The organism is Pseudovibrio sp. Ad13 (assembly GCF_001623225.1).
Lineage (GTDB): Bacteria > Pseudomonadota > Alphaproteobacteria > Rhizobiales > Stappiaceae > Pseudovibrio.
Window position 1 is genome coordinate 274,914 of record NZ_LMCC01000017.1, and the last position, 25,336, is coordinate 300,249.

Here is a 25,336-nt window from a genome sequence, read left to right on the forward strand (position 1 = left end):
ATATCTTGGAACGAACTGGATGACGACAGCTTTAACCATGGCGCCAACTGAAAATACGAATAAAAGTCTCGCCTCGCATGAATTTAGAGAGGCAATGAGTCGTTTAGGCGCTTCCGTTCATTTGCTGGCCAGTGCTGGCCCTGCTGGGCGCATTGGCGCAACCGTTTCATCTGTGTGTTCCGTCTCTGACGATCCCGCCACCTTGCTTGTCTGCCTCAACCGCAGCGCAAAGGTGAATCAGGTAGTCAAAGACAACGGCGTTTTCTGTATCAACACACTCATTCATGATCATACAGACTTGTCGAACGTCTTCGCTGGCCAGGGCGACTTGCCAATGGAAGAGCGCTTCGCAAAAGGAAGCTGGGGCACCCTGGCAACAGGAAGTCCAGTTCTGGAAAGTGCACGTGTCAGTTTCGATTGTCATATCAAAGAAGTAACAGAAGTCGGCACCCATTCAGTTCTATTTGGTGAAGTGGTCGCTGCACGTCTGGGTGAATTTGCACCCGCTCTGATCTACCTCGACCGAAATTACCATTCAGTCTAAGGGTGTTCCCTATTTCAGTTTTTGGAATAGATTTATCTTGAAACAGGGACTTCGGACATATCTTTGCCCGAAAGGGCCTACAGATTTTCAAACCAAGATATGCATAAAGACAATTAGTTAGAGTGTCCCTGCGATTTTTTCATCGCTAAGGCACTTCCTGTACGTTTTGATAATAAATTAGGGAAACACCATGTCCCCAACACCGCGCAACCTGATCACCGATGTTCCGGGATTGAAGGTCGGCAATGCTCATTGCGAAAAGACCAAATCAGGTGTCACCGTTCTCATTCCCGACGAACAAGCCGTTGCCTCCGTCGCCATCATGGGCGGCGCCCCCGGCACACGCGACGTTGCCTTGCTGGAGCCGGAGCAAACCGTCAATGCCATTGATGCGCTCGTTTTGTCAGGCGGCTCTGCATTCGGGCTGGATGCAGGCAGCGGTGCGCAGGTTCGACTGGCAGAACTCGGCAAAGGTTTCAGTGTTGGCAGTGCTGTCATTCCAATTACCCCCACAGCCATTCTATTCGATCTTCTCAACGGAGGGGATAAATCGTGGGGCAGAAATCCAGTCTATCGTGAAATGGGCATTGAGGCCGTCGACAATGCAGCCGACGAATTCGAACTCGGCACCGCAGGCGCAGGCTTCGGAGCAACCACCGCTGATCTGAAAGGCGGACTGGGCTCAGCCTCCCTCGCCCTCCCTCGCGGCGGCACCGTCGGCGCGCTGATCGCCGTCAACGCACTGGGCCGCACCACAATTGGCGACACGCCCTACTTCTGGGCAGCTCCAAGCGAACAGAACGAAGAATTCGGCGGACTGGGCTGGCCAACCGAAATGTCAGGTATGGACCGCACCGTGCAAACCAAGTTCACGCTCGGCACAATCGACTTATCCCCGAACACAAACACCACCATCGGCGTTGTCGCAACTGACCTGATATTAACCAAATCAGAAGCCAAACGGATTGCCACAGCCGCCCACGACGGCTACGCCCGCGCCCTATGGCCAGCACACACACCAATGGACGGCGATCTGCTCTTCGTGATTTCTACCGGCAAACGAAAAATGCAGGAGCCGATGGTCGAGCTGCTGGAACTGGGTGCATACGCTGCTCAGACAGTCTCCCGTGCCATCGCGCGCGGCGTGTACTGCGCACAAGAGTACCCGGGTGATACTGTACCAACATGGAAAAACCAGCATCGATCACGGTAGATTTGAATTCCCTATTCCGCTATTTCCGTTAAGGTAACGATCCACATAGCAACGCGAACCAACGTACAAAAACGTTAAATTGCGCAAAACAACGCAAATTCGCGCAAAGTGCCTGATCAAGTTGTTGTGGGGAGTGCCGTAAAGGCAAAAAAGATGCGCCGCCTCTGGTGTTGGGGGCAGAGGCGACGCGGGGGAGCAAAGGACGGAGTGTGCGGTAAATATACGCCGTCCCTTGCTTATCTCATGGGCCTTCCCGGTTTTAGGTAACCGGGAAGGCCTTTTTCTTAAGCCGGTTCCGGCTCAGCCTTCTGATCAACCGAAGGTTTTTCTTTTAGCTCTTTCAAAGACTTCTCTGCCTTACCTTTCCCTGCACCCTCACCTGGATGGATGCGGTAGAAGATGATGAACAGCAGCGGAACAGCCAGCAATGTCAGCAGCGTCGCAAACGTCAGACCACCCATAATGGTCACAGACATACTCGCGAACATCGGATCAACAATCAGCGGAGCCATACCAAGGATCGTTGTGATCGCTGCCATAGACACCGGACGCAAACGAGAAACACTTGCGCTGACAACAGCTTCAAACCGGTCTCCACCATGCTCCAACTGCAGGTCGATCTCTTCCAGAAGCACGATCGCATTCTTGATCAACATACCTGACAGCGACAACACACCAAGGATCGCCATGAAGTCGAGCGGCATACCTGTCCCAAGCAAACCAATCACAACACCGTTGATAGACATCGGTACGATCAGCCAGATGATGAGTGGTTCTCGCACCTTAGAGAACAACAGGATGGAGATAACAATCATCACGAGGAAGGTAACAGGCACCTTACTGCCCAGCGACGCATTCGCATCCTGAGAGTTCTCGTACTCACCACCCCACTCCATGGAATACCCATCAGGAAGCGGAACACTCTCAATCGCACCCCGAATTCGAGCATGAGCAACCGACGCCAACTCATCCGGAGCACTCGCCCCAAGCACACTCAACGTCTTCACACGATCCCGACGACGGATCAAAGTATCTTCAGCTTCAGTAGAGATGCCGGAAGTCACCTGATCAATCGGCACATACTTGCGCTGCTGAGAGCTCCAAACCAGTGTGTTTATAAGGGCTTCGGACGCAGTCTCACCTTCGCCGCGCTTACGTTTCACGATGATCGGAATGTCTTCATCCAGATCACGATAGTCGCCTGCACGGATACCATCAGAGGTAAACTGAACCGCAGTAGAAAGGTCCTGTCTCGTGATGCCAGCAATACGAGCCCGCTGCTCATCAAACTTCGGATGCATCACCAGCTCACGTTCACGCCAATCGGTACGAACATCACTCAAGCGATACTGAGGATCCTTGAAGATCTGGATCATCTCTTCAGAGATAGCACGCAGAATATCAGCATCAGGACCAGTGATACGAGCCTGAACATCAGCACCAGATGGCGGACCGAACACCAGACGCTCGGTATACACCTGTCCCTGAGGCAACTCAGCAACACCGAATGCACGGATCTTCAGTGCAAGATCATTAATGATATCAGTGTTTTCAGTCCGAACAATCACCTGACCATAGTTGGAGCTACCGTCTTGAGCTGAGTAAGTCAGCATAAAGCGGGTCGCACCCTGCCCGATGAAGGAGTTGGTCGAAACAACACCTGGCAAAGACAAGATCTCGTTTTCCAGCTTCTCCATATCACGCGCAGTCGCATGAATGTCAGTACCATGCGGCAACCAGTAGTTCACGTAGAACAGCGGCGTCGCAGAGTTCGGGAAGAAGGAGTTTGCAACAAACTGGAAGGACCAGAAGCAAACCACAGTCACGCCGATCAAAGCTGCCAAAGACAACCAACGCAGTTTCAGCGTCAGCACTAGGATCTTACGGAACATGGTGTACATGAAGCCGCGGTAAGGATCATGCTCATCACCGGAGATGGCAGTCATCTTGAAGAAGTACTTACCAAACAACGGCGTAACAAGGATCGCAAACAACCAGGACATCAGCAGGGAGATGCCAACCACAGCGAACAGCGAGAACATGAACTCACCAGTACTGTCACTGGAAAGACCAATACCAGAGAACGCCATAATGCCGATAACGGTTGCACCCAGAAGTGGCCATTTGGTCTGCTCAACAACGGTCGACGCAGCTTTGATAGGCCGCATACCGCGTTGCATGTTGATCATCATCCCTTCGGCAACAACAATCGCATTGTCCACCAACATACCCATGGCGATAACAAGCGCACCAAGCGAAATACGCTCAAGCTCAATACTGCCCAGCTTCATCAGCAAGATCGTAGAAAGAACGGTCAGCAACAGCACCGAGCCAACCACCACAGCAGCACGCCAGCCCATGAAGATGCCGAGCACCACAATCACGATGGAAACAGACATCACAAGGTTCCAAACAAAGGAACCAACGGCCTGATCAACCACTTTGTGCTGTTCGTAGATAGGGATGACTTCCATGCCAATAGGCAGGTTCGCACGCAAGTCATTCAGATGCGCTTCAACGTTTTGCCCAACGGCCACAACGTTTGTGTCTTCAACAGCAGCAACACCAAGGGTAACCGCGCGCTGGCCGTTATGACGAACCAAAACCTTCGGATTTTCAGGCTCTTGCACAGAAAGCGTCGCCACATCAGACAAACGAACCATCGCTGTAGAACCCGGATTACCGATCACGAGATCCTGAATACTACGGTAGCTGTCAAAGGCAGAAACTGTCGAGATACGAATGCGCAGATCACCGGAAACAGTCGTACCGTTCGCCTGAATAGCGTTTTCCGCATTCAGCACATTCTGTACGTCCGCAATGGTAATTCCCAGCTGTGCCAGACGGTCCTGATCCATCGCAATGATGATCTCGTCCTCAGGCTCACCAAGAATAGAAACCTTAGCAACATTATCGACAGTCAGCAGCTCACGACGCAGCTCTTTCACGGTCTTACGGATATCCCGGTTGGAGTATCCATCAGCCGTCAGAGCATAGTACATGCCGAACACATCACCGAAGCTGTCATAAACAATCGGAGTACGGACACCATTTGGCAGGTTTGGCACTTCGTCGTTCACTTTGCGACGCAGCTCATCCCACACCTGAGGCAGCTCAGTGCCATCATAGGTGTCTTTCATTTCCACCTGAATACGGGAGAGACCCGGTTCAGAGGTACTGCGAACTTCTTTCAGCTGAGGCATCTGCTGAATGGCACTTTCCAGCCGTTCAGTAACTTCTTCTTCAACTTCCGCAGCGCTGGCACCCGGATAGGAGGTGATCACCTGCGCTTCTTTAATGGTAAATGCCGGATCTTCCAGTCGTCCAATGCCGCCCAGAGCCCAAATGCCCCCAAGCAGAGCAATCAGAACAACCATCCAGACATTGACCGGCTTCTCGATCGAGTAGCGTGCAATATCCATATCAATAACTCCTAGACGCTACTCTTACAGCTTAGGCACGATCAGCTGATTTTCGCTCAGGTGGCTCACACCAGCCGTTACGATCATCTCGCCGTCTTTCAAGCCGGAAAGCACCGGAATGAAGCTGCCAAGCACAGTTCCAAGCAAAACTTTACGACGACCAACACGCTTTTCGCTTTCATCAACAACCCACACATACGGGCTCTTGTCAGGAGAAGAGCCAACTGCAGATGTCGGCACGAAGAAGGCGGTGGTCTGAGACTTATCAAGACCATTGAGCTTAACTTTTACGCTCGCAGTCATGCCAGGAATGATGTTGTAACCATCATCGTTATTCATAGCCAAAGTCACACGATAGGTCTGAGCAACCTTATCTGCTTCTGTGCTGTGCTCACGATATTCCAATGGGAATACCTTACCCGGATGGGAAGGGAACTCAGCAGTCATCTTTAGAACAGAAGATTCAGTCGCCTGAGCAAACAGAGTTTCAGGCACGTTGATATCGATGCGAACTTCACTCACATCCTGCAACCGGGCAATGCTGGTACCAGCACTGATGATCGCATAATTATCAAGCGAACGAGAGGTCACGATTGCATCGTAAGGCGCAACAATCTTCGTATAACCAAGGTTTTGCTTGGCTTTATCAAGGGTTACTTCAGCAAGATCAAATGCAGTCTTTGCATTGTCGTACTGACCTTCAGAAATAACCTGCTTGTCTTTCAGCGTTTCAAAGCGCTTCAGATCTTTCTTCTTTTGTTCAAAATTGACCTGAGCTTCACGAACAGTGTTTTCGTAGTCAGTTGGATCAAGCGCCGCAATCAGATCGCCTTTTGCAATACGCTGCCCTTCAATGATTGGCATTTCAACAAGCTGACCAGACACACGAAACGCCAGATCGACGGTCTGAACCGCATCGACACGACCAGTGAAGTTACGCGTAAAGAGATCATCAATCTCAGAAACGACCATGACACGAGCAGGACGAGGAGCAACCGTTTTCGGTGCTTCAACAACTTCCTGCTCCTGACAACTTGCAAGCAGCAGAGCAAGTGCCCCAACAAAAACAGGAGCACTCAGGCGTCCTATTCTACTTTTTCCGCTTATTTTCTGCATTTTACCTTAGTTTCCAGCTTCAGCGTTCAGTTCGGCGTACCGGTCATTCTGGGAGGTGATTTCCAACACGCGATCAATAAGTTCATCAATTTCACCAGTGCTGTTTTGTTCAATACCCAGCGCTTGGCGATAATAAAGCCCGTCTATTATGAGCAAACACATATGCCCCGTAACCGGGTCACTAACCTCACAGTTGATTGCTCTTCCAAATTCAGCACTCATCTCCTGAAATTCAGCAATCAACTCAGGTTCTTGAGCAGCAAGAGCAAACAACGCTTTCGGAGCGGTCTTCTCTCTGTATTCTTTGTAGATCTGGAAGCTGGCCCGCAAAATGGGACAGGCCACTCCCTGCTCTGTCAACTTGTCGCTCAGCGTGTAAGTCCGTTCACGAACCTCAGAAACAACTCTGCGGATCACACCCAGCAACAGCTCATGCTTGCTTCGGAAATTGTAAAGCACCCCGCCTTTGGACATGCCGGCCTCAGCCGCCACGGCATCAATGGTCAGCTTACGAGTTCCTTCAGTGCAAACCAGACGCTCGACTGCATCCAGAATATGTTCAGCTGTTGTTTCCACGCTGGTATCCCTCTCCTCTAACCGGAGCCTGTACCGTCTGGTCGGTTTCTGTACCGTCCAGTCGGTTTTTGTACCGTCTGGTCGGTTTTAGAGGAAGACCTAAAAAAAGACAAGTTCGAATTTTGAGAAAATTGAGATAGCTGCCCGTAGGAGAACGCATATCAAGAATGAAATCACGTAACTGTGATTTGAAACACAAAATGCCGACCCTAATCAGGGCCGGCATCCTTTGTTTTCCGCCAATAACGAAGGCTTATTCAGCAGCTTCTTTAAAAGTGACCGTTGTCGGGTCTTCCTCAAGTCTGCCAAGCAGCTCCTCACGTCTGAGTTGTGCAAGCTTCAAGTTCTCGTCCTTGATAGGACCATACCCGCGAATAGAATCAGGCAAGTTGAGAAACTCGCGAAGCAATCCATAGTTCGCTGTACCGAGTTTTCCGCCAACCAATGAAAGATCATCCCGGTACTGCTTCACCAAAGCCCGCTCTTCTTTACGCTCCCGCGCATATCCGAACGGGTCGAGTGCAGTGCCACGCAAACCACGAAGAGGTACAAGCATCTCAAAAGCCTTGAAGATCCAGGGACCAAAGGCCCGTTTTTGCGGACGACCCGTCTTTGGATCCGGCTTACCGGGCAGGAATGGAGGAGCCAACATCAACTGCAACTCACCTGGGTCTGCAAACTGAGCCTCAAGATTCTTGCGGAACTCTGGCTCACTATAAAGGCGCGCAACTTCGTACTCGTCTTTATAAGCCATCACCTTGTAAAGCATCTCAACTGCAGTGTGCGTCACCTCAAGAGAGCCCGGACCAAACTCTTCATCCCGCGCCCTGATCTCGGAGATCTTGTCGAGATACTTATTGGCGTAGGGCATATTCTGGTAAGTGGTAAGCTCTTTCGCGAAGAAGGCGATCTTCTCATCCAGCGTCATCACCTTCACAGCTTCCTGACGTGGAAGAGCTGCAAAAATTGCATCAGGATTGGAGTAAAGAACACGCCCTGCATGGAATGCATTGATGTTCTTCTCAACCGCTGCGCCATTCAATGAGATCGCATTCTCAATGGCTTGTGCTGAGATCGGCAGAGTACCAGCCTGATAAGACAATCCGATGAGCATCATGTTGGTGTAAATCGCATCACCCAACAGCTTCTCAGCAATGTTCGCCAGATCATGAGCTCTCAGATCAAGCGTCCCCTGCTCCAGCGTCCGCTTCATCTTATGCTCATCAAAAGAAAGCTGCTGCTTCATCACAAACTCAGAGGTCGGCGTGACGTTTGTATTCACAAAGCCATGCGTTCTGCTCTTGTGATAAAGAGAAAGCTGCTCAGCTTTACTTGCAACCAGCATATCACTTGCAATCAGCACATCCAGCTGTGCAGGCGGTACACGTGGCCCTTCAATTGTGTCACTCGCCGCAGCAAAGCGCACATGAGAGGTCACAGGTCCCCCCTTCTGAGCCAGACCAGTCATATCGAGCGTAGACGCTTTGATCCCGTCAATATGTGCCGCCATTGCGATAATCGCGGAAATGGTCGTAACACCCATACCACCGATACCGGCGACCAACAGGTTGTGAGTGTTCTCCAGTGATGGCAGTTGAACGTCTGGCAGCTGCTTCACAAACTCATCAAGCGCGAAATCAGCAGGCTTTGCCTGACGCAGCTTCGAACCCTTTACATAAACAAAGGATGGGCAGAACCCCTTCACACAAGAGAAGTCCTTGTTACAGGAAGACTGATTGATACGGCGCTTTTCACCAAACACCGTCTCAACTGGCTCAACAGAAAGACAGTTGGACTGCACAGAACAATCACCACACCCTTCACAGACACGGTCGTTGATGAACAAACGCAGATCCGGATCAGGGTACAACCCTCTCTTCCGGCGGCGGCGCTTCTCGGCAGCACAGGTCTGATCAAATACGATTGCAGAAACACCTTTGAACTCTTTGAGTTCGTTCTGTACCTTCATCAAATCATCACGGTGATGCACAGGCTCGGTAACGGCAAGATCCTGACGGCCAGAGTAGTCCTCTGGGTTCTCGCTAAGCAGAACAACCTTCTCAACCCCCTCAGCATGAAGCTGGTTGAGGAGCTGTGGCACGGTAAGAGACCCATCGATCTCCTGACCACCTGTCATAGCGACAGCATCGTTGTAAAGGAGCTTGAAGGTGATCGGCACACGCGCAGCAACTGCTTGACGGATCGACAGAATACCGGAGTGGAAATAGGTTCCATCTCCCATATTGGCAAACACATGCTCATCACGCGCAAAGTTCGCCTGTCCCACCCAGAGAGAGCCTTCACCGCCCATGGCAATCTGGCCATCAGTGGTCCGGCCATTAATCTCGGTCATGGCATGACAGCCGATACCCGGCATCGAGCGTGACCCTTCAGGCACCACAGTCGATGTGTTGTGCGGGCAACCAGAACAGAAGTAAGGGGAACGCGCTGCAAGTTCGCCATTTCCCTGAGCCCACATCTGCTGACGCATCATGGAATCAGCAACAGAACGCATCTCGTCATTTACGTATTCCTGAGGCAGGAAATTCATGATCACACGGATCATTTCATCAATGGAAAGCTCCAGAACATCAGAGAGCAGAGGCTCTCCTTGCGCATCTTTCTTACCCAGAATCTTCGGCTGCTGATCACTCGGCCAGTTATAAGCAATTTCTTTGATTTGTGGCTCGATGAACGCACGCTTGTGCTCCACAATCAGAATCTTTTCGACACCGCGCGCAAAGCTAGAAAATGCTGTTGGCTCAAGCGGATAAGGCATTCCAACCTTATAAACCGCCAACCCGATCTCCTTGGCCCGCTGATCTGTGATCCCCATCAGACGAAGAGCCTGACACAAATCACGGAACGCTTTGCCTGTCGCAACCATGCCGATACGCGGCTTTTGCGCACCATAGGCAACATGGTCGAGACGATTCGCCTTTGCATACGCCAATACCGCAGGCATGCGGATGTCACGCAATAGACGTTCTGTCTCCAGCCGGTTACCAAGCAAAAGCACTCGGTTCAACTCAGCATTCTTGCGCGGATCAAACGCAGCAGGGCGTGAGAATGACATACGCCTTGGATCAACAGAAACAACACCAGATGCATCCATCGTATCTGCAAGGCAAATCAATGCACTCCACAGACCGGTGTAACGGGACATCTCAAACCCATGTAAGCCGAAATCCAGAACTTCCTGAATGTCAGCCGGGTTGAGAACCGGAATTTCTGCGTGCTGGAAAAAAAACTCGCTTTGAGCAGGCAAAATGGAAGATTTTGCCAGATGGTCATCGCCCGCAAGTGCCACAACTCCGCCATTTGGGTCGGTTCCAGAAGCACTTGCCTGATGCAGCACATCACCTGCTCTATCAACACCTGGCGCCTTCCCGTACCAGATACCGTAGACGCCATCAAAGGCTGAGCCCTTACCGTGCTGTCTGACTTTTTGAGATCCCCACACCGCTGTGGCGCCCAGTTCCTCATTCACTCCCGGCTGAAACTGAATATCCAGCGGGTCGAGATATTGACGTGATCTTTGAAGCTCCGTATCGTAACCAGCAATTGGAGACCCGCGGTATCCTGAGATAAAACCGCCTGTTTTCAACCCCTTAGCACGATCTAATCGACCGCGATCCAACGCCAGTCGTACCAGTGCCTGAATACCGTTTAGGTAAACATTGCCTGTTTCAGCTGTGTATTTGTCATGTAAGCTGATCGGTGGCACACTTACGTTCATTCAATGAGCTCCTCTCCCATCATGGCTGTGGACGGTCCCCCCCGCCAAAACCAATTCTTTCGTCCTAGCCCATAGTGATCCTTTTTTTGCGTGCTTTCTGTGCTATCCTACCGACAAATACGTACTCAGTCGAAAAATTATTCCTAAGAGGGCACATGAGCGAAAATTCCTTATTGGACCCATCCGACATCCGAGTTCTGCGGATTCTGCAAAAAGATGCATCCCAATCCATCGCAGATATCGCCAAAGAAGCCGGTATGAGCCAAACTCCTTGCTGGAGGCGAATTAAGAAACTCAAGGAGTCTGGCGTTATCAAACAGACGGCAGCGCTGGTTGATCGCGAAGCCGTCGGTCTTGGCTTTCTCGCATATGCATTTGTTAAGCTCACTGTACCCAGCCGCGAGAACATGGAAACATTCGACAGGCTAATTGGGGTATGGCCCGAAGTTGTTACATGCGAACGCATCACCGGCGCAGTGGATTACCTCATCAAAGTGGTCGCCACAGATATAAAGTCTTATGACGATTTCCTTCGTTTGAAACTTCTGGACAATGCTCTTGTTTCAGATGTTCAGTCACGCATTGTAGTTTCGACAATTAAGGAAACAGTTGCGTTACCTCTTAAAGAGTTTGTCAGTTAACGTTTCTGTACCAGCCTAATCGCAGTTAGTTTACGCGTGGTCGCTGAAACACTGAAATGTTTGCTCAAACTCGACTGATATGGTTTAGTCGCGCGATCTCTTGCACTTAAGTTTTCGCGTGGACTAAACATTGCCTTCCCCCACATTCGTTATAAGCGGCCTCAAGCTGATCAACTCACTCCTGCGTTCTTTGGGGCGAAACGGTACCAATGCAGTCGCTATCTCAATCTTCCTTGGCCTTTTCCTACCCGGAATTGCTGAAGCCCTGCGTATCCTTCTGACGCCCGCAATCTTTATTCTGCTAACCCTGAGCTTTATTCGGGTAGACAACGCAGCCATTGCCAATCAGCTCAGACGCCCACTGCCAGCGTTTGCGGCAATGCTCTGGCAAATGCTCATTCTCCCCCTACTCGCAACAGTGACCTGCCTGATTATCGGGTTGGATCAGATCGACTTGGGAGTATTGACGGCCTTGTTCATGGTGTCTGCTGCACCGCCCGTTATGTCCACGCCAATCTTTATCTGGATGTTTGGTCTCAACGGAGCCCTTGCCCTCACCATTTCAACCTTATCGTTGATCGTCGCCCCTTTCAGTACGGCTTTGTTCGCCTACCTGTTGCTACCAGAAACCCTTCAGGTCTCTCCGCTGTCTCTGGCGACCAATCTGGCCATGTTCCTTATCGGCTCTGCAGGGTTGGGAAGACTGCTTTATTATCTAATTGGTGCAAAACGGATCAATGAAGCGACAGACCACATCAACGGCCTAAACTGTATCGTGCTCTTTATCTTTGCCGTTGCAGCGATGGATGGTGTGACTGGTTTTGCAATAACCGCACCTTTCAAAGCCACCGTCTTGTTTGTGGGTGTCTTTGCAATTGCAGCACTTCAGTTGCTCGTAACCTTCCTGATCTTTTATCCGGCAGGACAGCAAACTGCCTTCATCGCCGCCTACGGCACCGGAAGCCGCAATCTAGGCCTGATGGTTGCTGCATTGGGAGGCACAATTCCAGAGCTCGCATGGCTGTTCTTTGCATTTGCCCAGTTCCCGATCTACCTGCTTCCATGGATCCTTAAGCCTGCTGCGATACACATCCGTGAAGCAGAAGCAACAATCCCTTGAGCGCTGTGCGGTAAGCTGCGCTGTTCGCACCACTTGCTTCTCATGTGTGTCCATGTTAGCCGCACAGCAAATTGGGCACATCTAGGAGAATCCCTGCTATGGCACAGCCGCTCGTTATCGCCCCTTCCGTTCTTGCGTCAGACTTTTCTAAGCTAGGGCAAGAAGTTCGTGATGTAGTTGAAGCTGGAGCCGACTGGATCCATCTGGATGTCATGGACGGCCACTTCGTTCCAAACATCACCTTCGGCCCGGACATCATTGCAAAACTCCGCCCTCACACCGATAAAGTCTTCGACGCGCACCTTATGATCGAACCATGTGATCCGTACCTTGAAGCCTTCGCAAAAGCTGGCTCGGACTACATCACAGTTCACGCAGAAGCGACCACCCACCTGCACCGCTCTTTGCAGGCAATCCGCAATCTGGGTAAAAAGGCAGGCGTTTCTCTAAACCCTGGCACACACGAAAGCTGCCTTGAGTATGTTCTGGACAGCGTCGACCTGATCCTTGTCATGACCGTAAACCCTGGCTTCGGTGGGCAGAAATTTATCCACTCTCAAATCGAGAAGGTTGCCCGCATCAAAAGCATGATCGGCGATCGCCCAATCCGCATCCAGATTGATGGCGGGGTCACCCCTGAGACAGCCCCATTGGTCACCAAGGCTGGCGCTGACACACTGGTCGCAGGCTCAGCAGTCTTCAAAGGCGGCACAGTTGAGAGTTATCGCGAAAACATCGCAGCAATCCGCGCTGCTACTCAGGTCTGATTTTTTGATCCTGAAATGCAAAAGGCCGCCCCTAAGGCGGCCTTTTTTTTTGCAGACGTAGTGACTTTAATCCAATGAACTCGCAGCTTCCGCAGCAGCATTGATAAACAAAGTCGAATCCGTCCCAAACGTCATAAACTGATAACCAGCAGCCTTTGAGTGCTGAAGATGCCCCTTGGAAACACAATAGATCCCTGCAATCTTCCCAGCCACACGGGTTTTCTCTGCAATGTCTTTCTGCATCTCCAGAGAACCGTCAGAAACAGGTTCCACGCATTGTCCGCCAGAAACAGTCAATGACAGGTCAGCAGGCCCGACAAAAATGCCATCCAAGCCATCAACAGCCAGAATGTCTTCAAGCGCCTCATAGGCCTCTGGCGTCTCAATCATGGCAATGGCAAGCGTTTTCTCATCAGCCGAAGAAAAATAATCATCCATAGAAACACCAGTTGCCATGGTTGCACCAACAGCACCATAGCTACGCGCACCCAGCGGCGGGTACTTGCAGAATTCCACCAGCTTCTTCGCGTCGTCCACTGAGTTGATCATAGGCGCGATAATCACTTCAGCGCCCACATCCAACAACCAGCTGGCTTTTTTAAAGTCGTCGACACAGATTCGTGCAACAGCATGCCCGCCACCATTGATGATCTCTTTGATAGAATCACGCGCTTCAGCAGTGGTTAGCAAACCATGCTGTAAATCCAGTGTGATTGCTTTGTAGCCGCCTCTTAAAAACAGATCAGAAAATATTGGAGAAGGCAGGCTTGCCCACGCGCTCACAATGGTTTGCCCTGCTCTCAACTTCTCTGCCAGACACTTATTCTCAGTCATTCAATGCCTCATCTGATTAAGCACAGGCACCATCAACCACGCAGCACCAGCTCTAAAACAAAACTATCATTCAAACAAAAAAGCCGTCTCCCTGAAAATAATCAAGGGAAGACGGCAAATTCTCTAGTTTAAGGGCTCTCTTGGTGAGCCTGCTTAAGGAGTGCAGCTTATGCTTCCTCAGCAACTTCCTTTTTCGCAACAGCCATCAGCTCTTCCATAGTGCGGCGAATCTGGTGTTCAGACTGCTCAACACTTGCATCTGCAAAATCTTTGGAAATACGAGCAAAAATGTCTTCGTCGCCTGGCTCTTTAAGATCAGTTTGGACGATCTTGTTGGCGTAATCTTCTGCGATGTCTCCGGCCAAACCAAGCTTCTCAGCAGCCCACTGGCCCAGCAGCTTATCGCGCCGTGCAGTAGCCTTGAAAGCAAGCTCAGAACCCATTGCGAAACTGCCTTCAAACGCATCAGCTCGTTTGTCAAACGTGCTCATCTATTCCCTCCTAGCTCAGACAATGTAAAAAGGTCCCTCCCCTCTTACAAGCCACGCTATAACTTACGTAATTCATTGTACGCAACTTCTATTTGCAGGTCAAAAGCCATTAGTTGTAGTCAGCAGCAATTCAGAGAGCGTTGACGCCATTCAAATTACCCATTTGTGCTTTATCAAAAAGTCGGTTAAGTTCCGCGCCGCATAGCGGGATCGCGATTTTCGCAATGACGAAAGATGCGAAAACCAGTGCTGGAGGGTCATTCGCAGCATTTTTGCTCGAATGTTTTGCAAGGCAAGTGGTTTAAGCCTCAACGTCACCCGTACGACTTGTTCTACAAACGCAATGGTAAGTGCCTATGAACCGCCGTCGGCGAATTTACGAAGGCAAGGCTAAGATTCTCTATGAGGGTCCTGAGCCGGGAACGCTGATTCAGCACTTCAAAGATGATGCTACAGCCTTCAACAACGAAAAGCATGAAGTCGTTGATGGAAAGGGTGTCCTGAACAACCGGATCTCTGAGTACATTTTCAACAATCTGAATAACATGGGCATTCCAACCCATTTTATTCGTCGGTTGAACATGCGCGAACAGCTGATCCGTCAGGTGGAAATCATCCCGATCGAGGTCGTTATCCGCAACGTTGCAGCAGGTTCTCTGTGCAAACGCCTGGGATTGGAAGAAGGTACTCAGCTTCCACGCTCCATTATCGAGTTCTACTACAAGAACGACGAACTTGGAGATCCGCTGGTTTCTGAAGAACACATCACCGCTTTTGGTTGGGCCGCTCCTCAGGAGCTTGATGACATCATGGCACTCGCCATCCGCATCAACGATTTCCTGTCCGGTCTGTTCATGAGCGTCGGTATTCGCCTCGTTGACTTCAAGATCGAACTTGGACGTCAGATCGAAGGCGACATGATGCGTATCGTCCTTGCGGACGAGATCTCTCCAGACAGCTGTCGCTTGTGGGACACTTCCACAAACGACAAGATGGATAAAGACCGGTTCCGCCAGAACATGGGCGGCATGGTTGAAGCCTATCAGGAAGTAGCCCGCAGGCTTGGTATCCTGATCGACAACGACCGCCCGGGACATTCTGGACCAGTGCTAGTCAAATAATCAACGAACGGGCCCCTGCGGCCCGTTTTGCATTTTTGGGGCAAGCAAACTACCGCACGGGTATTGAACTATCTCACTACCTGCGCTCATTTTCACTTCCCCAGTATAGATTCCCGCGTTATGAACGCGCGCAAAGAACGGATTTTCGCGGCAGGCGCAATGCAAACCGCTTGAATCTCTCATTTTGGTAAGGAAGGACCAGTTAGAACCATGAAGGCACGTGTGACCGTCACTCTTAAGAACGGTGTTCTCGATCCCCAGGGCAAAGCAATCGAAGGCTCCCTTGGTTCTCTTGGTTTTGAAGGCGTTGAAGGCATTCGCCAGGGTAAAGTGTTTGACCTTGAACTGGCAGATCGCACCGATGCTCAGGCAAAAGCTGACATTGAAGCCATGTGCGAGCAGCTACTGGCAAACACCGTCATCGAAAATTACTCGATCGAGCTTCTCTAGAGCGCGTTCCATGTGATTGAACTCAATCACATGACAAGAATTCGCTCAAAAGTAAGTTGTAACCGATAGCAGAATCTGCGAGGGCATAAACGTGCAAGACGATACAGGCCGGATCATCCGGTTCATGGTTATCAAAGCAATCATCTTTATTGGCTTGCCCGCTGCCCTCTCTGTTCTTGCAGTGTTTTTACTTCTGTAAAATCTCGTCTGTAACAAGCGGCCCTCCATCCAAGAGGAAACATTCATGAAATCCGCAGTGATCCTATTCCCCGGTTCCAACCGGGATCGCGATATGATCAAAGCGCTGGAGCAGATCTCCGGCCAGTCTGTTGCCACGGTATGGCATACTGAAACTGAACTGCCAGAAGCAGACCTTTATGTCCTGCCAGGCGGCTTCTCTTACGGCGATTACCTGCGCTCAGGTGCGATTGCAGCACGCTCCCACATCATGCCAGCTCTCAAAACTGCGGCAGATCAGGGACGTCACGTTCTCGGCGTATGTAACGGTTTCCAAATGCTGACTGAGGCAGGCCTGTTGCCAGGTGCGTTGATGCGCAATGCATCCCTCCACTTCGTGTGTAAGGAAGTTATGCTGGAAACCACCAGCACCAACAGCGCCTTCACACCGCACATGGAAAAAGGCAAAGTTTGGCGCTGTCCGGTGGCACACCATGACGGCAACTACTTTACTGACGCTGAAACCCTGAAAGAACTCGAAGGCGAAGGCCGCGTCGCATTCCGCTATGCTGACGGGACTAACCCAAATGGTTCTCTCAACGACATTGCAGGCATCACCAGTGCCAAAGGCAACGTTCTCGGCATGATGCCTCACCCGGAAAATCTTATCGAAGATCTTCATGGTGGCCTCGAAGGCCGGGCTCTGTTTGAAAGCGTAATGCAAAGCCTCGCTGCTTAATCAGAAAAGCAAACAAGTTTTAGAACCCGGAATGCTCAGCACTCCGGGTTTTTTATTACCTGAAGTCCTTAAATGAACGCAAAGCCAATCCCGGTCAGGCCAAGCAGTACCACAACCACCCATGGCGGCGATTTGAAAGAAACCAGCAGAACAAATCCGCAAAGCGCAGCTGCAAAGTCTTTCGCCTCAAGGATAGCGCTGGTCCAGACAGGCGCATATAAGGCCGCTCCAAGAACACCAACAACAGCCGCATTTGCACCAGCCATGACGCCACGTGCAGAAGGTGTCTGACGCAGCACGGCCCAGTAAGGCAGACCGGCAATCAGAAGCAACGCCCCCGGCAGGAAGATGCCCAGCAACGCTATGCTTGCTCCAATCCACGCTGCATAGCCCGTCTGCATTTCAGCGCCCAGATATCCAGCAAATGTAAACAAAGGCCCCGGCACGGCTTGCGTCGCGCCGTACCCGGCAAGGAAAGAGCTCTCACTCACCAGCCCTTTGCCAACCACCTCGGCTTCCAGCAGTGGCAACACCACATGCCCTCCACCAAACACAAGCGAACCGGAATGGTAGAAGCTGGCAAACACACCCAGCAACGGATCAACAATAACATCACTCAGAACGGGCAGACCAAAAAGCAGCACAGCAAATAAAATGACAGAAAGCAGCCCAACCCGACGTCTAGGAGCAAATAGAACCTCATGCACCACGGCTTTGGGCTCCGAGCGACAAAACAAAAAACCTCCCAGGCCACCGGCCACAATCGCCGCAATTTGCCCCCCGGCACCACCGAAGGCAACAACAAGAACCACGGCCAGAACAGCAAGTCCGGCCCTGAGCTGATCTGCGCAAAAGTTGCGTGCCATCCCCCAGACAGCCTGAGCAACAACAGCAACTGCCACCAGTTTGAGGCCATGGATCAGCCCCATACCGACGGGCCCTTCAAAAGCGCTCGCCCAATAGGCAAACCCAAAGAGCAGTAAGGCTGACGGAGCAGTAAAGGCGAAGAACGCAGCCAAAGCTCCCAACGGCCCTGCCCGCATAAGTCCAAGCCCAAACCCAACCTGACTGCTGGCCGGTCCCGGTAGGAACTGACACAACGCAACTAAATCACCATAGGCTTCTTCGGAAAGCCACTTCCGGCGCTTCACGATCTCTTCGCGAAAATAACCCAGATGAGCAATCGGCCCACCAAACGACGTCAAACCCAGCTTTAGAAAGGTAACAAAAACCTCCAGCGCATGACCTTTGGCATGCACTTCAGGAAGGTTGGTCGGGCGTTCTGTAAAACTCATGCACAGCTCAATTGTATTCTGAAAAGAAAGCGGAGCAGCATATAAAGCAGAGATGTGACATTAGGACAAACACGCAGAACGCATCTGTTTTAAGCAGCCACACCTGTTTTCAATGCAACATTACGAGGAAGCTCATTGTAACGCCGTTGATAGGCCCGCGACAATGCCGTTGGTGAAGCAAATCCAACCCGCGCAGCAACGCTTTTCAAAGGGCGCCCAGCCTCCAGATCCAATTTAGCCAATGCCAGCCGCCAGTTGCTCAAATACGACCCTGGCGTCTCCCCCATGACCTCCTTGAAGTGCACAGCAAACTGTGTGCGCGACATGCCAGCAACTTCTGCAAGACTTTCCAGACGCCACTGCTTGGAAGGATCTTCATGAATGGCAACAAGCGCTTGCGCTAGATTAGGATGAGCCAATCCGGCAATCAGACCACTGCAAGCAACACCGGACCGCACCGCATGACGCAGCAGCCGGATCACCACCACTTCACACAAGCGATTGATCACAGCGGCACTTCCGCACCGAGGCGAAAGCACTTCTTCCACCACCAATGCAGCAAGGCTCTCCAGCTCTGGCGCATCCTTGAGATAGATCTCCACGTAATCAGGCAAAGCTGTGCTCAGCTGAGACCCCGGCCCGCCAAACTCAACCCGAGCTCCGGCAAGAACAACAGTATCCTGGCATATACGCTTAACTTCAGTGGGGTTATTGGGACTGGCGGGAAGAAACACAAGCTTCCGGAAACCTTGCATACACCGAAGAATAAAAAAGTTGCCCTGAAGCACCTCATCCTCAGTGTTTTTAAGAATATGTGCCTCCACTTTAAAGCGTTCAATAAGCGAAGAAAGGCGATCGTATCGCAGCTCTCTCGGTTTCACCTCAGCAAGCGCAGTGGCCATATCCGAACTCTCAGTCAGTTATTTCGAACAAAAAGCAATTAAACGTTCAATATCATATCAAATAGAAATCGACCACTGCTAATTGCCCTTTCAAAAAATCGAATTGAGCAAAGCTACAAAAAGAAAATTTAGCTCAGGAGAATAATAATGCTTATCCCTCGCAAGCCAGTCCCAAGCTTATCTGTGAACCTTCTTGGTGGTGGTACATTCGATCTGTCAGCCGATGCTTCTGACTTTGCCACTCTGGTCGTTTTTTACCGTGGTCTGCACTGTCCCATTTGTGCAACCTACCTGAAAGAACTGGAACGCCTGACACCAGAGTTTGAGGAACGTGGTGTGAAAACCATCGCCCTCTCAACCGATACGCAGGACCGTGCTCAAACATTTTCCAATGCGATTAAAGCAGACAAACTGCGTGTTGGTTATGGCGTTACTCTGACAAAAGCACGTGAGTGGGGTCTGTTCATTTCAGCAGGCCGCGGAAAAACGTCTATCGGTATCGAAGAACCAGGCCTCTTTGCTGAACCAGGCCTGTTCTTTGTAAAGCCTGACGGCACTCTCTACTTCGGGAATGTGCAGACTATGCCATTTGCACGTCCTGACTTTAAACCAATGCTCGGTGCTCTCGACTTCTGCATCAAGAATGATTATCCCGCTCGCGGTGAATACACCGGGGCTCTTTAATCAATTGTACCACAAACACTTTTCTTGATGCACAGAGAGGCTGTGATTTCACAGCCTCTCTTTTTATTGGTCATCTACTTTTTGCGAAGATTTTTCATCGGCAATATGCTCAATACTCTTGAGTTCAGCCCCTTGCCAAATTCTGACAGCATACAGCACTATAATTCCTAGGATCGCCCCCAAAAGCACGCCAACCAAACGGTCAAGCACCCCTTCGATATTGTCAATCGGCCCGGAAGACGCAAGCGCAGCAATAACAAAGGCATAGCCGCCTTGTGTCCCGGCATAAGCCCAATAACTTGTGCTATGATGGAGTGAACAGAGAAAAAACAGCCCGCAAAAAACTGCGATCACCCACCAGAAGAATGACTGCAGACCCAGCACAACTAACAGTAAACCCAGCAAGCCGCCGATCAGGCACCCAACAGACCTGTTTAAGGCAACTTTCTTCACATCTTGAACTGGCCCATATAAGACCACAAGAGACGTAATCGTGATCTGCACCATAGCAACCAGATCATGCTTCACATAAATGATTGGTGCGGCTACCGCGACCACTGCACCTGTAATGCAAAGAGCTGTAACCCAGCTATGGTCAACTTCCTCAAGCCTGCTAATACCAATGGGGCCAAAACCAACCTTGATTGAGCTACCCTTGGTCAACCAATACATAACAATCGTAGCAACCCCAACCCCAATCAAAACAGTAACGCTCCGGTCTACCATCTTAGAAAAGAGCGCATCTATCTCAACCACTGAGATATAAATTGCAAGCATCGCTGTAATGATCCCAAGCAACCAGGCGTAGCTATAATCTGGACTTGCCATCCGTTTATAAACCGCGAGCGCAGCAAGTCCTCCAATTGAAATCACTTGGAAGATCGGAATGTTTCTGAACATGATAGCAAGCATGTAGCCAAATGCAGCGCCAGCAAGCGTACCAAAAAGCCGCTGAGCTCCTTTGCGCCACACATTGGTCCAATCGGCATTAGCAACAGTCATGGCAGACATCGCCGCCCACCAGGGATCATCCGCATCCACAACAAGCGCAACAACAGAAGCAAGTGTCACCATCAAAGCAGTTCGAAAACCATTATGATAATCCAGCTTCATCTGCTTCTCCCCTAATGCACAAGGAAGATGCGAGCGTCACCGCCATGCATCGGTTGATGATTTTTAAGGTATTCGCCCATATCAATCTCGACAGGAAAGCGTTGAGAGAGCCGGATCCACGCAGTTGTCAACGGGATATAAGGCAACACCCTCGAATCTGCATCCATTCTCGACACACCGCGCCCGATTGATCTCACCGTGCCTTTATGAATGCGATAAGGATCACTGGAAACTTGAAACCACACCGTTTGCCCGGGAATGAGACGAGCTGCGTGACGCTCAACTAAGTTGGCAATGATCCTCCAGTTGCTATTGGTGATGAGCGCCAGTTGAGGAACCCCCTCCAGTACATAATTACCCGGATTAACCGAATACTCACTAACCACACCATCATAAGGCGATAGAAGCGAGGATTTGCGAAGGTTATATTGCGCCAGAGCAGTAGCAGCTTGAGCCGCTTCATAAGTAGAGCGCATCACCTCAACCAAGTGCGTGGCCGCTCTCAAAGCATCACGTGTAGAGTCAGTTTCCGCGTTAGCTTCTTCCAGCGAGAGTGTTATGTTATCCAAACGCTGCTGGGTAACAAAACCATTGTCCGTAAGCTCTTCAAAGCGCTGCTGCTGTGCAGACAGATTGGCAACCTTGGCAACAGCCGCTGTGACAGCAGCCTCGGCAACCTGCACCTCCGCCTCAGACCGACGCAGATTTGCTAGAGACATCGCCTCTTCTGCACGGGCTTCCTGAACGGCCAAAGCAAACGGTTCAAGATCAATCTGCATAAGAAGCTCCCCCGCACCGACTTTCTGGTTTCGGGCAACTGGTACTTCGGTAACAAACCCGGAAATTTCTGGAGCAACGCGCACAACATCAGCGGAAACATAAGCATCAGCAGTGTAAGTGATGTAATAATCCTGTACCACATAAGCGCCGATCAAGGCGCATGCGCCTAAGATCACCTTGATCGGACCACTTATATGATAAATGCCTCCAGGCACCCTTTATCTCCGCTCACCTGACACTACGCAAAACATAAGTATCGGCGAATTCTTGTTAGACAAACCAGCGTCAAACACTGGCAAAAGGCACCCATTTGGAGGCACGAGAAAGCATCGCAAATGAGGGTTTTAAAATCATGAAAACCATCCCTCTAAATTCAAAGTAGGTAGTAAATACAGTAAGTTAACGAAGATTTCTGAAATGTGAAGTTTTTACACGTGCTCGTTGCAGAACGCGAAACAAAAACCTAACCAGTTCAAAAGGTCGTCGTTGAAAGGGGATCAGCAGGTGTGGTTGCATCGCGAAAACGCTTAGGCTTGGCCCAGTTGTCAGGCAAACCTGCAAAGGACTATCTGTGATGCCCCCCCTCGCGAAAAGAATTGCCGTCCTCGGAACCGTTTTCGCCACCACGTTTGCAGCGACAACGCTCAACGTCAATGCAGCACAGGTTAATGCTCGAGCCGCAAGCTTCTCCCACACAGGCCAGTTGGCCACCTTTGGCCTCTACAACAATGCAATTGTGACGGATCAGCTCAATCTTAAGCGCATCAACGCTGATTATATCTTCTTAAGCGATAACCCAGAGGACCCTTTTGACTTTGTATCAGGCAGTTGCTTCGGAGGCGCTGTCGTCAAAAACATGCAGGTCCAAGGCGGTGGCGTCTGCAGTTTGAAAGATAAGAATGGAACGCCCTTCGCTCTCAGTTATGAAATCACGACAGTTAAGAGTGGAACCTACTCCGGCAACTGGGCAATCCTTGGTGGTGATCAAAAATGGGACACAGCCAAAGGCAGCGGCACATGGAGCAGAATGGCCCTTCCCAATAAGTCCATGTCCGTCACCACAATTCAGGGCGAAATAACCTTCTGACAACCCAAAAATCGCCAATCAGAGGTGAAAATTTTTTCAGTCAATTCAAGAAATTACAGCCCACGTATTTTCCAACAAAGCGACTTGACGTTAAGCTGCAAAAAACCATGCCTTGGCAGCAAAAAAACCAAAAAAACGGTGTCGACAGTTTCCATTTTCCTATGAATCCTGTTAAGCAGCCCGTGACATTTGGCCCCGGCGCACTGCGCCCAAATTTTCTGAGTGTGATGATCCAAAATAGCGTCAAGATCACCCCCGAACTCATTGAGGCCCACGGTCTTAAGGAAGATGAATATGCTCGCATCCTGGAGCTGATTGGCAGAGAGCCAACCTTCACCGAGCTCGGAATTTTCTCCGCAATGTGGAATGAGCATTGCTCTTACAAATCCTCCAAGAAATGGTTGAAGACACTCCCGACCACCGGACCTCGTGTTATTCAGGGACCGGGCGAGAATGCAGGCGTTGTCGACATCGATGACGGGCAGGCAGTCGTCTTTAAGATGGAAAGCCACAACCATCCGTCTTACATCGAGCCATATCAGGGCGCAGCAACTGGCGTTGGTGGTATTCTGCGCGACGTGTTCACCATGGGGGCACGTCCGGTCGCAGCCATGAACGCTCTGCGCTTCGGTGAGCCAGATCATCCACGCACCCGCCACCTCGTGTCCGGTGTTGTCTCCGGTGTAGGTGGATACGGCAACTCCTTCGGTGTCCCGACAGTGGGCGGCGAAGTTGAGTTCCACAAATCCTATAACGGAAACTGTCTGGTCAACGCATTTGCAGCGGGCCTTGCCGATTCTGACAAGATCTTCCTGTCTGAAGCAAAAGGGGTTGGCCTCCCGGTCGTATACCTCGGTGCCAAAACAGGCCGTGACGGTGTTGGCGGCGCCACAATGGCATCCGCTGAGTTTGATGATTCCATTGAAGAGAAACGTCCAACTGTTCAGGTTGGTGATCCATTCACTGAAAAGTGTCTGATGGAAGCCTGCCTTGAACTGATGAAGACCGGCGCAGTCATCGCCATTCAGGACATGGGCGCAGCTGGCCTTACCTGTTCAGCAGTTGAAATGGGCGCAAAAGGTAACCTTGGCATCGATCTGGATCTCGACAAAGTCCCAGCCCGCGAAGAGAACATGAGTGCCTATGAGATGATGCTCTCTGAAAGCCAGGAGCGCATGCTCATGGTTCTAGAGCCATCCAAGGAAAAAGAAGCCGAAGCCATCTTCACCAAGTGGGGACTGGACTTCGCAATCTGCGGTGTAACCACAGATACCCTGCGCTTTGTTGTGAAGCAGCACGGCGAAATCATGGCCGATCTGCCAATCAAGGAACTCGGCGACGAAGCTCCTGAGTATGATCGTCCTTGGACACAGTGGGCTGAGCCGGAAGAAATTGCAGCAGCCAATATTGAAGAGCCAGCAGACTACAAAGAAGCTCTGCTGAAGCTTATCGGTGGCGCTAATGGATCCTCCCGTCGCTGGGTCTATGAGCAATACGACACCCTCATTCAGGGCAACTCCGCAGCAACTCCGGGCGGTGATGCTGGCGTCATCCGCGTTGACGGAACAGACAAGGGTCTTGCATTCTCCGTAGACGTCAACCCGCGCTATTGCTACGCAAACCCATATGAAGGCGGCAAGCAGGCAGTTGCAGAAACCTATCGTAACCTGTCCGCAGTTGGGTCCCTTCCGCTGGCGATCACCGACAACCTGAACTTCGGCAATCCCGAGAAGCCTGAGATCATGGGCCAGTTCGTTGGCTGCTTGAAAGGCATCGGTGAAGCATGCGAAGTTCTGGAAACTCCGATCGTCTCCGGTAACGTGTCTTTGTACAACGAAACCTACGGCGAAGGCATTTTGCCAACTCCTGCAATCGGCGGCGTTGGCCTGCTCAAAGACGTAACCAAGCGCGTTGGCAGTACATTCGTTAGCACTGGAGAAACCATCATCGTGCTGGGCGGCAAAGGCAAACACCTCGGTTCATCTCAGTACCTGCAGGAAGTTCTGGGCAGCGATGAAGGTGCACCTCCTTCAGTGGATCTGGAAGTTGAAAAGCTCACCGGAACGTTCGTACGTGAAGCCATCACCGCGGGCCGCATCACAGCAGCTCACGACATTTCATCTGGCGGTCTGGCTGTTGCTCTTGCGGAAATGGCCATCAAAGGCAAGCTCGGTGCTACTGTAAAAATCACCGGCGAACATCCTCATGCCATTCTGTTTGGCGAAGATCAAAGTCGCTATGTTGTGACTGTGGCAGAGGAAAAGCTCGCTGCCTTCTTGGAAGATGCGATCGACGCTGGTATCAGCACGGAAGAAATCGGTAAGACTGGAGGTGATACTCTTGTTCTTGGTGATAAAATCAGTGCATCAGTTGAAGAGCTGCACAATGCTTTCGAGGGATGGTTCCCGCATTTTATGCAGGCGAGCTGATACTCGTCCACCGAACTGCTAAACTGAGTTCTAAATAAGATTCGCTTCCCTCCTCATTTGGGTGAGGGAAGCAGCCAAACAGAAGTAACCCAGTCG

At 50.9% G+C, this 25,336-nt stretch carries 21 protein-coding genes; 11 read left to right on the top strand and 10 right to left on the bottom strand.

Annotation, left to right across the window (positions count from 1 at the left end; genetic code table 11):
- Positions 1-94: 94 nt before the first annotated feature.
- Positions 95-544, top strand: a complete 450-nt coding sequence (locus PsAD13_RS20915; RefSeq protein WP_244272559.1) for a flavin reductase — start codon at positions 95-97, stop codon at positions 542-544.
- A gap of 190 nt (positions 545-734) precedes the next feature.
- Positions 735-1,757, top strand: a complete 1,023-nt coding sequence (locus PsAD13_RS20920) for a P1 family peptidase (RefSeq protein ID WP_063312152.1) — start codon at positions 735-737, stop codon at positions 1,755-1,757.
- 284 nt (positions 1,758-2,041) lie between these two features.
- On the opposite strand, the gene PsAD13_RS20925 is transcribed toward PsAD13_RS20920, so the two are convergent.
- The 4 genes from PsAD13_RS20925 to PsAD13_RS20940 form a co-directional block, all read right to left on the bottom strand.
- Complete coding sequence (locus PsAD13_RS20925; protein WP_063319355.1) at positions 2,042-5,179, bottom strand: efflux RND transporter permease subunit; 3,138 nt, start codon at positions 5,177-5,179, stop codon at positions 2,042-2,044.
- 24 nt (positions 5,180-5,203) lie between these two features.
- Complete coding sequence (locus PsAD13_RS20930; protein WP_063292752.1) at positions 5,204-6,295, bottom strand: efflux RND transporter periplasmic adaptor subunit; 1,092 nt, start codon at positions 6,293-6,295, stop codon at positions 5,204-5,206.
- A gap of 6 nt (positions 6,296-6,301) precedes the next feature.
- On the bottom strand, positions 6,302-6,871 hold the full coding sequence (locus tag PsAD13_RS20935; RefSeq protein WP_063319356.1) for a TetR/AcrR family transcriptional regulator: 570 nt from the start codon (positions 6,869-6,871) through the stop codon (positions 6,302-6,304).
- A gap of 253 nt (positions 6,872-7,124) precedes the next feature.
- The gene (locus PsAD13_RS20940; protein WP_063319357.1) at positions 7,125-10,610 is read right to left on the bottom strand and encodes an indolepyruvate ferredoxin oxidoreductase family protein; all 3,486 of its coding nucleotides are present in this window, start codon (positions 10,608-10,610) and stop codon (positions 7,125-7,127) included.
- A 155-nt stretch (positions 10,611-10,765) separates the two neighbouring features.
- On the opposite strand from PsAD13_RS20940, the gene PsAD13_RS20945 reads away from it, so the two are divergent.
- From PsAD13_RS20945 to rpe, 3 genes are all read left to right on the top strand, one after another.
- On the top strand, positions 10,766-11,251 hold the full coding sequence (locus tag PsAD13_RS20945) for an Lrp/AsnC family transcriptional regulator (RefSeq protein WP_063298021.1): 486 nt from the start codon (positions 10,766-10,768) through the stop codon (positions 11,249-11,251).
- 130 nt (positions 11,252-11,381) lie between these two features.
- Positions 11,382-12,371, top strand: coding sequence for a hypothetical protein (locus PsAD13_RS20950; protein WP_063319358.1), 990 nt, complete (start codon positions 11,382-11,384; stop codon positions 12,369-12,371).
- Positions 12,372-12,469: 98 nt separating this feature from the next.
- Positions 12,470-13,138 carry a ribulose-phosphate 3-epimerase gene (gene rpe, locus PsAD13_RS20955; RefSeq protein ID WP_063319359.1) on the top strand — a complete coding sequence of 223 codons (669 nt, stop codon included), beginning with the start codon at positions 12,470-12,472 and terminating at the stop codon, positions 13,136-13,138.
- Between the two features lie 66 nt (positions 13,139-13,204).
- Here the strand turns inward: rpe and PsAD13_RS20960 are convergent, their stop codons facing one another.
- Together PsAD13_RS20960 and PsAD13_RS20965 are read right to left on the bottom strand one after the other, a co-directional pair.
- A complete protein-coding gene (locus tag PsAD13_RS20960; RefSeq protein WP_063319360.1) occupies positions 13,205-13,972 on the bottom strand; it encodes an aldolase/citrate lyase family protein in 768 nt (255 codons plus the stop codon).
- A gap of 167 nt (positions 13,973-14,139) precedes the next feature.
- Positions 14,140-14,463 carry a DUF1476 domain-containing protein gene (locus PsAD13_RS20965; RefSeq protein WP_057462572.1) on the bottom strand — a complete coding sequence of 108 codons (324 nt, stop codon included), beginning with the start codon at positions 14,461-14,463 and terminating at the stop codon, positions 14,140-14,142.
- Between the two features lie 356 nt (positions 14,464-14,819).
- Between PsAD13_RS20965 and purC the strand changes: the two genes are divergently transcribed.
- The 3 genes from purC to purQ all read left to right on the top strand — a co-directional run bounded on the left by purC (position 14,820) and on the right by purQ (position 16,950).
- Positions 14,820-15,584 carry a phosphoribosylaminoimidazolesuccinocarboxamide synthase gene (purC, locus tag PsAD13_RS20970; protein ID WP_008548091.1) on the top strand — a complete coding sequence of 255 codons (765 nt, stop codon included), beginning with the start codon at positions 14,820-14,822 and terminating at the stop codon, positions 15,582-15,584.
- 210 nt (positions 15,585-15,794) lie between these two features.
- The gene (purS, locus tag PsAD13_RS20975; protein WP_057462573.1) at positions 15,795-16,034 is read left to right on the top strand and encodes a phosphoribosylformylglycinamidine synthase subunit PurS; all 240 of its coding nucleotides are present in this window, start codon (positions 15,795-15,797) and stop codon (positions 16,032-16,034) included.
- 244 nt (positions 16,035-16,278) lie between these two features.
- Positions 16,279-16,950, top strand: a complete 672-nt coding sequence (gene purQ / locus PsAD13_RS20980) for a phosphoribosylformylglycinamidine synthase subunit PurQ (RefSeq protein ID WP_063319361.1) — start codon at positions 16,279-16,281, stop codon at positions 16,948-16,950.
- A gap of 68 nt (positions 16,951-17,018) precedes the next feature.
- On the opposite strand, the gene chrA is transcribed toward purQ, so the two are convergent.
- Positions 17,019-18,245 (bottom strand): chromate efflux transporter, encoded by a 1,227-nt coding sequence (chrA, locus tag PsAD13_RS20985; protein WP_063319362.1) that lies wholly within the window; start codon positions 18,243-18,245, stop codon positions 17,019-17,021.
- An 89-nt stretch (positions 18,246-18,334) separates the two neighbouring features.
- On the bottom strand, positions 18,335-19,147 hold the full coding sequence (locus PsAD13_RS20990; RefSeq protein ID WP_063319363.1) for an AraC family transcriptional regulator: 813 nt from the start codon (positions 19,145-19,147) through the stop codon (positions 18,335-18,337).
- 147 nt (positions 19,148-19,294) lie between these two features.
- On the opposite strand from PsAD13_RS20990, the gene PsAD13_RS20995 reads away from it, so the two are divergent.
- Complete coding sequence (locus tag PsAD13_RS20995; protein WP_063319364.1) at positions 19,295-19,831, top strand: peroxiredoxin-like family protein; 537 nt, start codon at positions 19,295-19,297, stop codon at positions 19,829-19,831.
- 63 nt (positions 19,832-19,894) lie between these two features.
- On the opposite strand, the gene PsAD13_RS21000 is transcribed toward PsAD13_RS20995, so the two are convergent.
- Together PsAD13_RS21000 and PsAD13_RS21005 are read right to left on the bottom strand one after the other, a co-directional pair.
- The gene (locus PsAD13_RS21000; RefSeq protein ID WP_063319365.1) at positions 19,895-20,944 is read right to left on the bottom strand and encodes an FUSC family protein; all 1,050 of its coding nucleotides are present in this window, start codon (positions 20,942-20,944) and stop codon (positions 19,895-19,897) included.
- A gap of 11 nt (positions 20,945-20,955) precedes the next feature.
- Complete coding sequence (locus PsAD13_RS21005; protein WP_193777082.1) at positions 20,956-21,939, bottom strand: HlyD family secretion protein; 984 nt, start codon at positions 21,937-21,939, stop codon at positions 20,956-20,958.
- A gap of 359 nt (positions 21,940-22,298) precedes the next feature.
- Here PsAD13_RS21005 and PsAD13_RS21010 point away from each other — a divergent pair, with 359 nt between their 5' ends.
- Both PsAD13_RS21010 and purL read left to right on the top strand, forming a co-directional pair.
- Positions 22,299-22,811 carry a hypothetical protein gene (locus PsAD13_RS21010; protein WP_063289576.1) on the top strand — a complete coding sequence of 171 codons (513 nt, stop codon included), beginning with the start codon at positions 22,299-22,301 and terminating at the stop codon, positions 22,809-22,811.
- A gap of 224 nt (positions 22,812-23,035) precedes the next feature.
- Entirely contained in the window at positions 23,036-25,240 is a 2,205-nt protein-coding gene (gene purL, locus PsAD13_RS21015) for a phosphoribosylformylglycinamidine synthase subunit PurL (protein ID WP_063319432.1), read from the top strand.
- Positions 25,241-25,336 lie beyond the last annotated feature (96 nt).